The sequence below is a fragment of the Cloacibacterium sp. Arc13 genome (assembly GCF_041431305.1).
In the GTDB taxonomy this organism is placed as follows: Bacteria; Bacteroidota; Bacteroidia; order Flavobacteriales; family Weeksellaceae; genus Cloacibacterium; species Cloacibacterium caeni_B.
On the sequence record NZ_JASMRM010000017.1, the window covers coordinates 51,219 to 67,319 of the forward strand.

Below are 16,101 nucleotides of genomic sequence, written 5' to 3' on the forward strand. Positions count from 1 at the left end.
TTTACTAAATTTAGGGGGGAAGAAAGAATTAAAAATGAAAAGATTTCTCACTTTTTGAAATAAAAAAAATCGGCAATGATTTACCGAATTTTTTAAAATTTATTTATTTCTTACTAACCATAGTCCTATAAAGGTTAGGAGTCCGTTTAGAATAATCAATTCTACTCCAATTTTATAGTCAGTGAAATTACTTACCACATAATTAATTAGATACGTGAAAATTGGTGCGAGTATGGTTACTGATAGAATTGCATATTTTTTAGAAATCGTATGCTTTGTAAAAATACCAAAAGCAAATAAACCTAAAAGTGGACCATAAGTATAACCCGCTACTTCCATGATAAGATAAACAATAGATTTATCATCAATCCATTTGAAAATCATAATGAGAAGGAAGAATACTACAGTGAAAATTAAGTGAATTTTCATTCTCAATGTTTTCTTTTGTTTTTCTGTTCTGGTAGTATCTTCGTTTAAGTTTAATAAGTCTACACAGTAAGAACTTGTAACTGCAGTTAAAGCGCCATCAGCAGACGGAAAAAGAGCAGAAGTAAGCCCGATAATGAAAATAACAGAAATAAACATAGGAAAATAACCTTGCAAAGAAAGTGCTGGGAATAAATCGTCTCCCATAATATTGTTAATATTTCCCACAGCGTCTTTAAACCCAAAAATATTGGTAATATTTTCTTTACCATTGACTACATCTACCAATTGCGAGTATTCTGCGCCATTTTGCATCGCAAAAAGATACAATAAACCTCCTAAAAATAAGAATGCCAAGTTAACCAACAATAGCGTTCCAGCAAAAGTGAGCATGTTCTTTTTAGAATTCTTAAGGTTATCTACAGAAATGTTTTTTTGCATCATTTCTTGGTCTAGACCTGTCATGGCAATGGTAATAAACATTCCGCCTAGAACTGTTTTTAAGAAAAATGTTTTAGAATTGATATCAGTATTAATGAAATGGGTGTAGTCTTTATCCGCCAAAATTTGGAAAGCTTCAGGAGTAGAAAGATTAAGATTTGATAAAATATAAATAATACAGGCAACTAGGCTGATAATCATAAATGAAGTTTGCAATGTATCTGTAATAACAATGGTCTTTACACCACCTTCATAGGTGTAGAGCAGTACCATTAAAAGTATTACTGCTGCAGTAACCCAAAAAGGGACACCAAGATTTTCTAATAAAAATAATTGCAAAACATTAACCACTAAATATAATCTTGCAGTGGCACCAATAGCTCTAGAAATGATGAAAAATAAAGAACCAATTTTATGTGCTTCTACATTAAATCTTTTTCCTAGATAGGTGTAGATAGAAGTAAGATTCATCTTGTAATAAAGAGGAAGTAAAATAGCTGCAACAATAAAATATCCGATGAAAAAGCCAATCACCATCATGTAATATTCAAATCCGCCAAAAGGATAATTACCGGCAGTCATTTTACCTACGGTTCCCGGTACAGAAATAAAAGTTACACCGCTTAAACTGGTGCCAATCATTCCAAAAGCAACGAGCCACCATTTACTTTTTTTGTTCCCGATGAAAAAAGATTGATTGTCTGAATTTCTACTGGTTAAATAGGAAATTACGAGAAGCCCTACAAAATATACAAATACAAAAATTAGCAACACCTTTGCTGAATCCATTCTTATAAAATTTAAGTTGAGCAAATATAGTTTTTTTAGCGTTTTCAGAAAGTTATTTCAAGGAAAGATTTTAAGATTTCATATTATCACCATCTCTAAAATGGAGTCTTCTAAAGACAAAACCAGATAAAATAGTGAGAGTTCCCATCACCAAAAAAGTATATCGAAAAGCACTGTGAATGTTTCCTTTGATAAGTTGCGTATCGCCTTCAAAAAGTTTTAAAATGATTAAACCAAATGCAATTCCAAATCCTATGGCAATTTGTTGATTTACAGAAATTAAAGAGTTTCCACTACTCGTGTGACTATCTCGTAAATCCGAAATAGAAATAGTATTCATAGAGGTAAATTGAATAGAATTAAAAAATCCTAAAACCAAAATTAAAGGAATAAACCAATAAATAGACGTATTAATTCCAGGGATTGCCATTAAACAAATGAGTGTGCCAATAAGAAAAGTGTTGAACATCAATGTTTTTCGGTAACCAAAACGATTCAGGATTTTAATAACGGCAGATTTTCCAAACATGGCTGTAATCGCCATAGGTGCTACAATCCAGCCAGAAACTACTGCAGATTGTCCGTAAGCAATTTGAATCATCAAAGGAATTAATAACGGAATTGAGCTTATGCCTAATCTCGTCGCTAAATTTCCTAAAAATCCCACTCTGAAGGTTCTTACCATGAATAATTCTAAAGGAAAAATAGGATTTTCTTCTTTTTTGGCGTGTCTGTAATAGAGATAAATAAAAATAAAACTCATTAAAAATACCAATAGAACAGGAGTTATATTTTTAGCATTACCCATCCATTCTAGAGAAATGGAAAGCAACAATGACGCTGCAGCAAAAAATAGAAAACCTTTAAAATCAAAATCTATGATTTTTGAAAAATAATTTGGCATATATTTTACACTCAGCACAATTCCTAAAACTCCAATTGGTAGATTTATTAAAAATATCCAATGCCAAGAAAGATAATCTACCATATAACCTCCAATTAATGGACCGAGAACTGGGCCAATTAAAGCAGGGATAATAGCAAAATTCATCGCTTTCAGTAATTCACTTTTGTCAAAAGTTTTGATAAGTGCTAATTTACCAACTGGTGTCATTAAACTTCCTCCAATTCCTTGTATTACCCTCGCAATCACCAAAAAAGTTAAGTTTGGAGAAAGTGAACACAAAAGAGAACCTAAACTGAATAGGATTAAAGAAATAATAAATACTTTTTTCGTTCCGAATTTATCTGCCAAAAAACCACTAACAGGCATAAATAAAGCCAATGTCAAAACATAGCTGATAATAGCATTTTGCATATTGAGTGGTGACTCGTTCAAATCTTTTGCAATGGATGGTAGAGAAGTGTTGAGAATAGTAGAATCTAACATCTGCATAAAAATAGCAGTAGCCAATATTAATGGAAGAATTTTTTTGGTGGTTTCTACATTTTCAATCTGTGATGTTTTCATTTCATCAAATTTACAAAAAATAAAACCTGCAAATTTGCAGGTTTTGATAGTTTATACTAATGGTTCTTGTTGGCTTAAACAATGAAAACTGCCCAATCCCCAAATAATTTCTGTGGAATCTATACCTACCACTTTTCTTTCTGGGAAACAGTTTTGGATAATTTCTAATGCTTTTTCGTCCTTATCACATCTGTAAGTTGGCACAATAACGTGCTTGTTCGAGATGTAAAAATTAGCATAAGAAGCTGGCAATCTTTGGTCTTCCCAAATTACAGGATCTGGCATTGGCAATTCAATAATATTTAAAGGAGAGCCATCTAAAAGTTTCATTTCTTGCAATTCTCTGAGGTTGGTTTGCAAGATTTCGTAGTTTTCGTCTTCAGGATTGTCTTCTACAACGGTTAAAACAGTGTTTTCATTCACAAAACGAACGGTGTCATCAATATGTCCATCAGTGTCATCACCAATAATTCCGTCACTTACCCAAAGAACTTGCTCTTGTCCGTAATAATTTTTAAGATATTCTTCAATTTCTTCTTTTGAAAGATGAGGATTTCTATTTTTATTCAAAAGACAAGATTTTGAAGTCAAAATAGTGCCTTTCCCGTTAAATTCTACGCTTCCACCTTCCATTACGATTCCTGGATGAAAAACAGGAATGTCAAATTCCTTTCCGATTTTTGTAGGAATTACATCATCCAAATCAAATGGAGGATATTTATTTCCCCAAGCATTATAACCCCAATCTACGATTGCTTTTTCTGGTTCTTCACCATTTTTATTAATCAAAAAAGCGGGACCGTGATCTCTGCACCATGCATCGTTGGTTTCGTGGAAATAGAATTCAATATTTTCGAGATTTGCACCAGCTTGCATGATACAATCCATCGCAAATTTTCTCATTTCTTCGTCTTTTACATTAATTCTCACGAATTCGTCTTCGGAAAGAATTTTAATAAATTGACAGTAATAAGGATAAATTTCTTCTAATTTACCTGGCCAAGATTCTTCCTTATGAGGCCAAGAAAGCCAAGTAGCTTCGTGTTCTTCCCATTCTGCTGGGAAAATGTAGCCTTGTGATTTCGGGGTTTTATGAATGTCCGAATGTCCGGAAGTCGGAAAGTCAGAAAGATGATTTTCGTTATTCATTTTTATCTAATGATTTTTTTAAGGCATTAATCATTACCACAATTTCTTCGCATTTTTTAGAAAAATTGTGTAATATTTGTTCTGAAATAATTTCTCTTTTGTAGGCAAGATGTAAACATCCAACCACTTCTATAGCAGAGCGAAGAGCAATAGAAAGGAATCTTTTAAATTCCGGATTTGTTTGCCCTGTTGATCCTTCTGCAATATTTAGTGAAACTGAATCTGCAGCTCTTTTTATTTGAGAAGTTAAAATATATAGCTCTTCTTTAGGGAAATTTTTAGTTAATAAATGTATTTCAGATGATAAATCAACTGACTTTTGCCAAACTAATAATTTTTCAAATTTAAAAGCCATAGTTTTTTATTTAAATGTCTGAAGTCCAAAAAAAGTATGGAAGTACTAATATTTGAATGTATTTAACAATTTATTTAAGTTGAAAGGCAAAAATAATCACTTTTCATCTTCCTGTCTTACTGACTTCCCAACTTCCCGACTTTATTCCTCGTCAATAAATCTTTTAACAATAGGTTGATAAGAATCTATTCTTCTATCTCTAAGGAAAGGCCAGTGTTTTCTGAAATAATCAGTTTGAGATAAATCTAATTCAGTAACTACTACTTCTTCTTGGTCGTGAGAAGCGAGATACAATAATTTACCTTGTGCATTAGCAACGAAACTTCCGCCCCAGAATTTCATAGCGCCATCTTGCTCAAAGCCAACTCGGTTTACAGAAACAACAGGGACTCCATTTGCAACAGCGTGACTTCTTTGTATGGTTTGCCAAGCGTTGTATTGGTCTGCGTTGGTTTCTTCGTCTTGGTCTGTTGCCCAACCAATTGCGGTAGGGTAAAAGAGGATATCAGCTCCCATCAATGCAGTGATTCTAGAAGCTTCTGGATACCACTGATCCCAACAAATCAGAACGCCAATTTTTGCAAATTTGGTCTGAAAAACTTTATAACCTAAATCTCCAGGCGTAAAATAGAATTTTTCGTAAAAAGCAGGATCATCCGGAATGTGCATTTTTCTGTATTTTCCAAGATAAGTTCCGTCTGCATCTAAAATTGCAGTGGTGTTGTGGTACAAACCTTGCGCTCTTTTCTCGAAAAGGGAAGCAATAATTACCACGCCTAATTCTTTGGCAACTTCACTCAAAGCATTGGTAGAAGGTCCAGGAATGGCTTCTGCCAAATCGAAATTATCGTAATCTTCTACATCACAAAAATAAAGTGACGTGAAAAGTTCTTGTAAACAAACAATTTGAGCACCTTTTGCAGCAGCTTCTCTTATTTTTTCGATGGCTTTTTGCAAGTTGGTTTCTTTATCTTTTACACAGGTCATTTGCACTGTGCCTACTTTTACTTTTGACATTTTTTTTGGAATTTTTAAATTTCTATTTTGATACAAATTCTATGCAAAAATATGATTTTTTTAATGCTTAATCAAATTATGGTTTTTAGTCTTATAAATTACAAAAAAGCCTGCCCTAATTTTAGAACAGACTTCTCTTCATATCAAATTTTGAATAACAATTTCTAATAAGAATCTTCATGAACGGAAATTACGGCTCTTCCGCTCGGATCATTCATTTTTTTGAAAGCTTCGTCCCATTCCAAAGCAATTGGCGTAGAACAAGCTACTGATGGAACGGAAGGAACGGTTAAAGCAGCGGTTTCACTTGGGAAATGCTCCTCAAAAATAGTTCTGTATCTGTATTCTTCTTTGTTTTGAGGAGTATTTTGTGGAAAACGGAATTTTGCATTCGCCATCATTTCATCAGTCACTTCTTTTTCGGCAACTTCCTTTAAAGTGTCAATCCAGCTATAACCTACACCGTCAGAAAACTGTTCTTTTTGTCTCCAAGCAATCGATTCTGGTAACAAATCTTCAAATGCTTTTCTCAATAACCATTTTTCAATTTTGGGTTCGTGAGCAGTAACCATTTTATCCGCTGGATTTACGGTCATAGCAATATCCATAAATTCTTTGTCTAAGAAAGGAACTCTTCCTTCAATTCCCCAACTCATCAATGCTTTGTTGGCTCTCAAACAATCGTACAAGTGTAATTTTCCTAGTTTTCTTACCGTTTCATCATGGAATTCTTTAGCATTGGGAGCTTTGTGAAAATATAAATATCCACCAAAAAGTTCATCGCTTCCTTCACCAGAAAGTACCATTTTAATTCCCATGGATTTAATCACTCTCGCCATTAAATACATTGGTGTAGAAGCTCTTACTGTGGTTACATCATACGTTTCTAGGTGATAAATAACATCACGAACCGCATCTAAACCTTCTTGAACGGTAAAGTGGATTTCGTGGTGAACAGAACCGATGTGTTCTGCTGCTTTTTGTGCAGCCGCCAAATCCGGTGAACCTTCTAAACCTACCGCAAAACTGTGTAATCTTGGGTACCAAGCTTCTTGTTCGTCTCCACTTTCAATACGTTTTTTGGCATATTTTGCAGCAATTGCCGAAATAATAGAAGAATCAAGTCCGCCAGAAAGTAAAACTCCATAAGGAACGTCACTCATCATTTGTCTGTGTACAGCTTCTTCCAATCCTTTTCTAATAGCTGCGATGCTGGTTTCGTTATCTTTTACATTATCAAAATCTTCCCAATCTCTTTTGTACCATTGTTGTAATTCTTGACCGTCTTTGCTATAAACAAAATGTCCTGGTAAAAAAGTTTCTATTTTATTGCAAACGCCTTCTAAAGCTTTCAGTTCAGAAGCTACATAATAGTTTCCGTGTTTGTCCCAACCTTGATAAAGCGGACAAATTCCCATGTGATCTCTTGCGATTAAATAAATATCATTTTCGATATCATAAAGTGAAAATGCAAAAATCCCGTTGAGTTTTTCAATAAAATCTTTGCCGTATTTTCTATAAAGTGCCAAGATAACTTCACAATCAGACTGAGTAAGGAATTCATAATCTGGGAATTCTTTTCTGAGTTCTTGGTGGTTGTAGATTTCGCCATTCACAGCAAGAACTACTTTTCCGTCTTTGGTAAATAAAGGTTGTTTCCCTGAAGTTGGGTCTACAATTGCTAATCTTTCGTGAGAAAAAACAGTTTTTTCTGATTGGAAAATTCCGCTCCAATCTGGACCGCGGTGTCTAATTTTTTTAGACATTTCTAATATCTGAGGACGCAGAGCGTCTGTTTTTTGTTTCGCATCAAACAAGCATACAATTCCGCACATATCTTATATAAATATTTTAAAAGTTGATTAAATGTTTACGTTTCGTATGCAAAAGTAGAATTAAAGTTTATAAATAAAAATAAAATATTAAAATTGATTAATAATTTTAACTAATTAATTTTATTTTAGAAATATTTTAATTTAAACGCTTGTTTTGAAACAAGGATGCGAATTTTTTTAAGTTGAAAAAAAACAAAAAAAGCAACCTTACAAAAAGGTTGCTTTAGAAGCTATATTTTGAAATTTTTTTAAACTCTCTCAATCAGCGCCATATAAAATCCGTCAAAACCTGTACTTGGCATTACTTTTTCTTCTTTTATTAATTTGAAATCAGAATTATTTTTCAAGAAGTTTTGAACCTGTTCATTGTTTTCACTTGGCAAGATAGAACAAGTGGCGTAAACCATTTTTCCACCTTTTTTAATGATTTTAGAATAATCTTGAAGAATGGTTTCTTGCTCTTTTCTAATTCTATCGATGAAATCTTGGTCAATTTTCCATTTAGAATCTGGGTTTCTTTTTAAAACGCCTAAACCAGAACATGGCGCGTCTATCAAAAGTCTGTCTGCCTTTTCGTGTAATCTTTTGATGACTTTATTATCTGTAATTTCTCTGGTTTCTATATTGTGAGCTCCCGCTCTTTTTGCTCTACGTTTCAGTTCGGCTAATTTCCAACCGTGAATATCCATGGCAATGATTTGACCTTTGTTTTCCATCAAAGCAGCAAGGTGAAGCGTTTTTCCACCAGCTCCAGCACAAGCATCTACTACCCGCATTCCTGGTTTTACATCTAGAAATTCTCCAATTTTTTGGGAACCAGCATCTTGTACTTCAAAAAAGCCATCTTTAAAAGCTGAAGTTAAGAACACATTTTTCTTTTCTTCTAACTGTACTGCATTTTCGAAGCCCGGAACTTGAAAACTTTCTACATTTTCGTGTTTCAGTTCTTCGATTAAGTGTTTTGTTGAGGTTTTCAAAGAATTGGCACGCAAAATAGTTGGCGCTTGTTCATTAAGCGCAATCATTTCTTTTTCCCAGTTTTCACCAAGTTCTTTTTCTAAAGTTTCTACCAACCAATCTGGAATAGAATGTTCAAAAGCTTTAGTAGGAACGGTTCCTTTCTTCAATTTGGTAATAATATCCGCAACTTTTATCCCTTGAAACTCTTCGAATTTTTTATATTCTGTTTCGCTCCAAAGCAAATAAGCTAGAATAAGTCTGTAAATGTTATTAGGTTTTGCGCCTTCTCCAATGTAATATTCTAGGCGTTTTTTCCAACGGATAATGTTGTAGAAAATTTCAGAAACTACCTTTCTGTCTTCGCTTCCCCATTTTTTATGAGCCTTCAAAAGTCTTTCTATAACTTTATCTGCGTATTTATTTTTTTCGAAAAAAGTTTCTTGTAGTGCATCGTGAATACCGATGAGTAGATTTCTGTGGATAAGTTGCATACGAATATTAAATTATGAATTTTAGATTTTAAACCTAAAATTTCTGCAAAAATACGGAATTATTTGATCATTTCAATTTTGGAGATTTTTTACTTTTAGCAATGATTGGTTTCTGATTTTTCATTCTAGGCTTTAAAAAATGTTTTTTTTATGTTAATAAATAGTAATATAGAAGGAAAAAATCAATAAAAGAGTGTTTTCGTTATGTTTAAAAAATTATATTTGCCGAAAATCAAAATAAATGAGAAAACTACTATTAGGAACATTATTTTTACTGAGTTTAAGTATGAATGCTCAAGAAAATGACACGCAAAGAAAGAACATTATCAAAACCAATGTTACTGCTTTTGCTTTTAAGAATTTTCAATTGAATTATGAAAGAGTTTTTGCCAAAACATTTTCACTGTCTGTAAGTTATGGAATGATACCAGAAGGTAAATTGCCATTTTCTTCACTTTTACCCAATGATAGTGAGGTGAACTTCGAAGAAGTAGAACTCGGTGGAAGCAACGCTACTTTAGAGACCAGATTTTATTTAGGGAAAAAAGGTTATGGACAAGGTTTTTATTTAGCTCCTTATTATAGATATTTTACCTTCAAAGTTTCTAATTTTACAGAAACCATCGATATGGAAATCAATGGAGTAGTGTATGATACCGTAGATGTTACTTTCAAAGGAAATTCTACAGCTCACAGCGCAGGTTTATTAATCGGTGCGCAATGGTTTTTAGGCAAAAAAGATAATTTCGTTTTAGATGCATGGTTTTTAGGTGCTCATTATGGAACATCAACCGGAGATCTAGATGGTATTACAGATAGAACATTAACTTCAGTTGAGCAACAGCAAGTTCAGGATGAATTAGACAACTTAGATATTCCAGTGGTAAAATACAAAGCTACTGTAAATGCAAATGGTGCTAATCTAAAAGTAGACGGACCTTGGGCTGGTTTAAGAGCAGGGATTTCTTTAGGTTACAGATTTTAAAGTATCTTTGCAAAAAATTAAAAAATGAGTGAATTAATGCCTTGCCCAAAATGTGGCAGCGAATTTACCTACGAACAAGACAATCTTTTGGTTTGCAGCCAATGTTTCCATGAGTTTGATCCTGCAGAAGTAGGTGCAGAAGATAAAATTTTCGATAGCAACGGAAACGAATTGCAAAATGGTGATTCTGTAGTAGTTATTAAAGATTTGCCTGTGAAAGGCGCGCCAAAACCTGTAAAAGCGGGAACTAAGGTGAAAAATATTAGATTAAGACCAGGTTCTGATCACAATATCGATTGTAAAATAGATGGTTTCGGAGCAATGGCATTGAAGTCTGAATTTGTAAAGAAAGCTTAATATTTTAAAAAGCTAAGATGAGAATCTCTGATTTTCATTTGTAATAAAAAAATGAAACGCAAGGATTTTATCTTTGTGTTTTTTTATGCATAAAATAAAGGAAAGATTTGGCAGGGTTCTTTTCTAAGACTTTGATTGTTCGTATGAAACGAATCTAATTTCAGTCCATCAAGGCAGAAAGAGAATTAACCAAAAATTTCCTTACGTTTTTCAGGGAAGACAAAATTAATAAATTTTCTAGAAATAAAATGAAATTTTAGTTGGATGTTCTAAACGATGAATTTTAAACTCAACCTTTACCTTTACCTAATCCTTAATCTCAACCTTAATATTTCCCTCCAATTTGTTTTCTGAATACATAACAAGCGGAATATTATGAACTAAAATCTTGTTCCAATAATGGTTTCCTGCAAATCTGCTTTCTACAATTTGAGCATCTAAACCATTTTCGGTGAGTTTTACTTGATGCGGAAAGAAATAATTTTTAGAAACGTTGAGTACAGATTTTTCTTCTTCGGAGATTGTGTTTACTTCACCCAAAAGTTTTGCTACGTATGCGTTGTAAGGATTTCTGAAAGTTTCTTCAGCATTGTCATTTTGAATCAATCTTCCTTCTTGTAGTACAATGATTTGGTCTGTCCAAGGAAGGATTTCTTGAATTTCGTGAGTAGAAATCATCACAGAAAGTTCATGTTCTTTAGCATAATTAAACAAACGCTCTCTCAATTCCATTTTTCTGGAATAATCCAAATTACTGAAAGGTTCGTCTAATAAAAGCAGTTTTGGCATTACAGAAAGCGCTCTCGCAATCGCAACGCGCTGTTGCTGACCACCACTTAAATTTTTTGGCAAAACATGCGCGTAATCTTCTAGTCCAACTACTTGTAAAAGCTCCTGAATTTTTTTCTTTTTCTCTGAAAGATTGGTGTTAGAAATAAATTTCCCAATATTTTCGGCCACAGTAAGATAAGGCATTAAATCATAATTTTGAGAAACCAACTTCATGCCGAGTTCGCCTGGGACAATGTTTCCTTTCGGTCCGAAAAGTCTTTCGTCTTCCAAATAAATTTCTCCGCTTTGCCAATCAAACAAACCGTAAATAATATTAAGAAGAGTAGATTTTCCACAGCCAGATTCGCCAGCCAAAGCAATAATTTTACCTTTTTCTACAGAAAGATTGATATTTCTGAAAAGTAAAGTTCCGGGTTTGTAACCGAAATATAAGTTTCTAACATTCAAAAGCATATACAAAAATAAGCATAATAAAAGAATTTTTGAAAATTTGAAGAGAAATTTCTTACTTTAGCAGAAGTAAAATGATAAAAATTAGTTAAAAATGAAAAAGAATTTATATAGAGTTTTGGGGATTTTAGCGCTCTCTTTTTTGGTGATTTCTTGTGGAAAAGATAAACCTGTAACCAGCGAAGCGAATGAAGTTTTAACCGAAACTGATGGTGTGCTCTACAAAGTAGACACCATGAACAGTAGAATAGAGTGGAAAGGTTATAAAGTGCTAAAGTCGGATCAGACCACACATTTCGGTTCTATAAAATTTGAAAGTGGAGATGTTACCGTAAAAGATGGTAAACTGCAATCAGGAAAATTCGTGGCAGATATTACCACGCTAGAAAATATAGATTTAAAAGATGACCAAGAAATGAAAGCTAAATTAGAAGGTCATCTGAAAAGTGGAGATTTCTTCGAGGTAGAAAAATTTCCTACCGCTTCTTATGAAATTACCAAAGTAACCGAAAATGCAGCTGGAGATTACAACACGCTTTTAGAAGGAAATCTTACGATTAAAGGCATCACAAAACCAGTTCAGTTTAAAGCAAATGTAACGGTAGCAGACGGAAATGTAAGCATTGCAAGTGAACCAACAGATATTAACAGAGAAGATTTCGGGTTGAAATTTGAGCTTCCTCTAGAAAATGGTTTGCTGAACAAAGAAATTAATCTTCAGATTTTGGTAAAAGCTTTAGAAAGCAAGTAATTTTCAAGAGCCAAGTAAAAATAACCAAGTGAAAAAAAATAGGAACTCGCAGTTTTGTGAGTTCTTTTTTTATGACTTAAGTTCGGGATTATTCTGTGATGGTTTTTGTGGTTAAAAATTAAAATCCGTATTTTTGCAATTCTATAAAGCAAACCAATGTTAGATAAGATAGATGAGTTATTGAAAGAAGTGCAAGGTTTTACTTCTACTAACAAAGACGAAATTGAACAATTTCGTATCAAATTCAATGGGAAAAAAGGAATTTTAAATGATTTTTTCGAAAAATTTAAAGAAGTTCCGAATGAACAGAAAAAAGAATTTGGTCAAAAAATCAATACACTCAAACAAGCCGTGAATACTAAGTTAGAAGAGTTGAAAGAAGCTACTTCTAGCCAATTTATTTTAGAAAAAGAAGACCTTACGAAACCTGCTTTTCCATTGGAATTGGGTTCTCGTCATCCTATTAATTTAGTGAAAGGCAGAATTATTGAGATTTTTAAATCTATTGGTTTTGCAGTTTCTGATGGACCAGAAATAGAAGATGATTGGCATAACTTTACTGCGCTTAATTTACCAGAATATCATCCAGCAAGAGATATGCAAGATACGTTCTTCATTGAGCAAAATCCAGATGTTTTATTAAGAACGCATACTTCTTCGGTGCAGATTCGTCACATGGAAGAAAATCAGCCACCAATTAGAATTCTTTCTCCGGGAAGAGTTTTTCGTAACGAAGCTATTTCTTCTCGTTCACACTGTATTTTCCACCAAATAGAAGGTTTATATATTGATGAAAACGTGAGTTTTGCAGATTTGAAACAAACTTTACAGTTTTTCACTACAGAACTTTTCGGAAAATCAAAAATCAGAATGAGACCTTCTTATTTCCCTTTTACAGAGCCAAGTGCAGAAGTAGATGTTTATTGGGGATTGAATTCTGAAACCGATTACAGAATTACCAAAGGAACCGGTTGGTTAGAAATTATGGGTTGCGGTATGGTAGATCCTGCCGTTCTTAAAAATGTAAATATCGATGCGGATAAATACTCTGGTTACGCATTCGGAATGGGAATTGAGAGAATCGTAATGTTGCTTTATCAATTGGGAGACATCAGAATGTTCTTCGAAAATGATAAGAGAATGCTAGAGCAATTCGGGCATTTATAAATTAGAATTTATTATTGAAATTTTCAGAAATGATAAAAAGAAAGCGTTCAAAATTTTTTGAACGCTTTTTTATTTTTAAGATTTTTTGAACCAATTTTTTGCTCTGTTGTAATCTAAGAAATAGGTAATTCTGAGCGAAAGATTGTTAATCATAGGTTCATTAAACAATCGGTCAAAATTATCTCTCATGCTTAATCTGGCTACATCTAAGAAATTCTCAGCTTGATTTCTGTACAGTAAAGTCAGCTGCGAACCTGGCGCAAACCACCAACTGTAGCGTAAATCTAGATTCCATGAATTGAAGGTTCCGTCTTTGTTTTCGGCAAAACTATTGTCTGGATTGAGTTCTCCATTATCTTTTAACGTGTAAAATTGTCTGTAAGCAACTTCTGAAAAATAATGACGGAAAGTAAGATTAATCGCCATTTTTTCATTAAAAGTATATTGAGAAGAAACGCTATTTTCCACAGAATTTCTTAATCTTCGGCCAATGAAAATATTCGTGGCATCTTTTCCTACAAACCCTGTTTCATTATTGAAATTAGCATAATTTAAAGTGTGGAAAATAGAGAAATGGTCATTAAATCGATATCGGGTATTGATTTCTGACATGTACGTAATTCTCTTGTCTTCATTGTATTTATAAAATTCTACAAAACCACCGATTTTGAATTTTTTTCTTTCGTCTGTATTGGCAAAAACCCATGGATTATACATTGCCGGAATGAAAAGATATTTTCCGAAGGTTCTCGGTTCGTAAATATCATTGGTTCCAAGTGGTTTTACCATCAATCCACCTCCGAAATTGAAAAACTTTTTATTGGTAATTTGTAAATTTTGGTGAATCACGAAATCTGCAAATAAATCGGTTTCTAATCTTCTGTTATTGTTTACTCTAAGGCTGTAATTCAATTGATTGATATTGCCTTTTGGTTGCAAATAACGGTAATTGTAATTCGCACTATAATTCACATAATTGGTTTGTCCAGTAAATCCAAGGTCGTTAATATCATAATTTTTATCTCTCAAGAAAACTTCTGCGCCGAATTGATGACCTTTAATAATTTGGTTAAAACCAGCATTTCCTTCGAAACCAAATTTTTGTTTTTGATTTTCGAAAACCCAACTTCCCTCTGTAGAACCGAATACAGAAAATGTATTTTTCTTATTGGTTAAATCTAGGAAAACTCCAGTTGCATTAGCATCTCTGAAATCTCCGCTTCTCATCACACTTGTATTGATGAGGGAAACCGAAGAATTTTCGCGAAATCTTTGGTCTAAAACAAAGACATTGTAATTCGCCAAAGGTTCTGTTACTTCTTTTCTGATTTCGCCAGTGTTGATATTTCTGATGGAAGCTTCCGTTTTTTCGGTAATGGCATTGAAAAATCCAATTCCTAAGCCTTTTTTGGTTCTTCCTGAAATTTTAGTAGCGTTAAAAAGTTTTACTTTTTCTGGATTTTCTGCAAATTCTTCATCGGCTGCAAGTTGAGGAAACTTACTTGGGAAACCACCAATTCTTCTGGAATAAAACATATTTCCTTTGTTGAAAAGCTCTGTTCCTTCATTGAAAAACGATCGCTGTTCGCTGAACTGTTGTTCAAATGGTCCCAAATTTAAAACGGTAGCATCAAAATTGGTTTGTCCAAAATCTGGAATCAAAGTGGTGTCAAGTGTAAAAGCGTCATTAATTCCATATTTCACATCCATTCCACCATTGATGTTGGTAGTGGTTTTTCCGTCAAAATAATTTACATAACTCGAAAAATAGGGAAGGAATGACAATCTGGTAGGTGTTTGAATATTTTCTACACCGTTTAGAATACCGTCATACAATAAGAAACTACCTTTTTGATTATTCACATGATTCCATGTATAAGCGGTTTGCAATCTATTGATTTGTCTGAAAAAATTAATTCCCCACTGTTGTTTTTCGCTTTTAGGAAATCTCATCTCGAAATATGGGATTTTCATCTCAACAGACCAACCGTTTTCTAAAATTTTCACGCCAGAATACCAAATTCCGTTCCATGAAAAATCTTCGCCATTTTGATTGGTAATTTTGCTATCTGCTTGTACACCTGCTGCAGTTACGAATAACTCTAAACTCTGCTGTTTATCATTATATCCATTAATAAAAAGTACGAAAAAATCATCATTTCCTATATTGTCTCTTTCAGTGAGTTCTTTCCCGATTTTAGAAGGTTCTTTGTCATACATCATCGCAGAAACATAAATCCCGGTATCGTCATAAGCGACTTTTACTTCTGTTTTGAAATCAGGATTTTCAGCTTTGCCATTATTAGGTCTTAGTTCTATAAAATCATTGGCAATAGGTGCGTTTTTCCAAATCTCATCATCAAGAATTCCATCAATCTTTGGCGCTTTTTCCACTCTTACCGCGTTGATGGTTTTCCGGGTAATGTTTTCGGTTTTTTCTTCTTGTGCCGAGGAAAAACTGACAAAAAGAAAAGTGAACAAGATGATGATTTGGACTTTCATGTATTTTTTATTTAAAGAAATTAGTTGCAAAAAATTTTCATTTGTTTCAATTAGAACAACTAATCTTTTAGTTTTATTACATTAAGTGAGTTGTCCTAAAAAAGGTTGACTCATTAATAATTCAAATATAGTTAAATCGTAGCAGAATTAATTCTGTTACGAT

At 33.3% G+C, this 16,101-nt stretch carries 13 protein-coding genes; 4 read left to right on the top strand and 9 right to left on the bottom strand.

Annotated features, from left to right (window positions below; genetic code table 11):
• Window positions 1-99: 99 nt before the first annotated feature.
• The 7 genes from QO190_RS11640 to QO190_RS11670 all read right to left on the bottom strand — a co-directional run bounded on the left by QO190_RS11640 (window position 100) and on the right by QO190_RS11670 (window position 8,934).
• Window positions 100-1,656 carry a sodium:solute symporter gene (locus QO190_RS11640; protein ID WP_371463392.1) on the bottom strand — a complete coding sequence of 519 codons (1,557 nt, stop codon included), beginning with the start codon at window positions 1,654-1,656 and terminating at the stop codon, window positions 100-102.
• A gap of 70 nt (window positions 1,657-1,726) precedes the next feature.
• A complete protein-coding gene (locus QO190_RS11645) occupies window positions 1,727-3,127 on the bottom strand; it encodes an MFS transporter (protein ID WP_371463390.1) in 1,401 nt (466 codons plus the stop codon).
• 51 nt (window positions 3,128-3,178) lie between these two features.
• Complete coding sequence (locus QO190_RS11650) at window positions 3,179-4,276, bottom strand: agmatine/peptidylarginine deiminase (RefSeq protein WP_371463388.1); 1,098 nt, start codon at window positions 4,274-4,276, stop codon at window positions 3,179-3,181.
• Window positions 4,269-4,631 carry a four helix bundle protein gene (locus QO190_RS11655; RefSeq protein WP_371463386.1) on the bottom strand — a complete coding sequence of 121 codons (363 nt, stop codon included), beginning with the start codon at window positions 4,629-4,631 and terminating at the stop codon, window positions 4,269-4,271. The genes QO190_RS11650 and QO190_RS11655 overlap by 8 nt, the downstream gene beginning before the upstream one ends.
• 141 nt (window positions 4,632-4,772) lie before the next feature.
• Window positions 4,773-5,648, bottom strand: coding sequence for a carbon-nitrogen hydrolase (locus tag QO190_RS11660; RefSeq protein WP_371463384.1), 876 nt, complete (start codon window positions 5,646-5,648; stop codon window positions 4,773-4,775).
• A 164-nt stretch (window positions 5,649-5,812) separates the two neighbouring features.
• The gene (gene asnB / locus QO190_RS11665) at window positions 5,813-7,483 is read right to left on the bottom strand and encodes an asparagine synthase B (protein WP_371463382.1); all 1,671 of its coding nucleotides are present in this window, start codon (window positions 7,481-7,483) and stop codon (window positions 5,813-5,815) included.
• 248 nt (window positions 7,484-7,731) lie between these two features.
• Window positions 7,732-8,934, bottom strand: a complete 1,203-nt coding sequence (locus QO190_RS11670; protein WP_371463380.1) for an RsmB/NOP family class I SAM-dependent RNA methyltransferase — start codon at window positions 8,932-8,934, stop codon at window positions 7,732-7,734.
• Between the two features lie 241 nt (window positions 8,935-9,175).
• Between QO190_RS11670 and QO190_RS11675 the strand changes: the two genes are divergently transcribed.
• Window positions 9,176-9,919: a DUF3575 domain-containing protein gene (locus QO190_RS11675; protein WP_371463378.1), complete on the top strand. Its 744-nt coding sequence runs from the start codon at window positions 9,176-9,178 to the stop codon at window positions 9,917-9,919.
• Between the two features lie 24 nt (window positions 9,920-9,943).
• Entirely contained in the window at window positions 9,944-10,276 is a 333-nt protein-coding gene (locus QO190_RS11680) for a zinc ribbon domain-containing protein YjdM (protein WP_069799390.1), read from the top strand.
• Window positions 10,277-10,582: 306 nt separating this feature from the next.
• Here QO190_RS11680 and QO190_RS11685 read toward each other — a convergent pair whose 3' ends face one another.
• The gene (locus QO190_RS11685) at window positions 10,583-11,521 is read right to left on the bottom strand and encodes a sulfate/molybdate ABC transporter ATP-binding protein (RefSeq protein ID WP_371463376.1); all 939 of its coding nucleotides are present in this window, start codon (window positions 11,519-11,521) and stop codon (window positions 10,583-10,585) included.
• 91 nt (window positions 11,522-11,612) lie between these two features.
• On the opposite strand from QO190_RS11685, the gene QO190_RS11690 reads away from it, so the two are divergent.
• Together QO190_RS11690 and pheS are read left to right on the top strand one after the other, a co-directional pair.
• Window positions 11,613-12,269 (top strand): YceI family protein, encoded by a 657-nt coding sequence (locus QO190_RS11690; RefSeq protein WP_371463374.1) that lies wholly within the window; start codon window positions 11,613-11,615, stop codon window positions 12,267-12,269.
• A gap of 156 nt (window positions 12,270-12,425) precedes the next feature.
• Window positions 12,426-13,436 (top strand): phenylalanine--tRNA ligase subunit alpha, encoded by a 1,011-nt coding sequence (gene pheS / locus QO190_RS11695; protein WP_371463373.1) that lies wholly within the window; start codon window positions 12,426-12,428, stop codon window positions 13,434-13,436.
• 75 nt (window positions 13,437-13,511) lie between these two features.
• Here pheS and QO190_RS11700 read toward each other — a convergent pair whose 3' ends face one another.
• Complete coding sequence (locus QO190_RS11700) at window positions 13,512-15,938, bottom strand: DUF5916 domain-containing protein (RefSeq protein ID WP_371463371.1); 2,427 nt, start codon at window positions 15,936-15,938, stop codon at window positions 13,512-13,514.
• Between the last annotated feature and the right edge of the window lie 163 nt (window positions 15,939-16,101).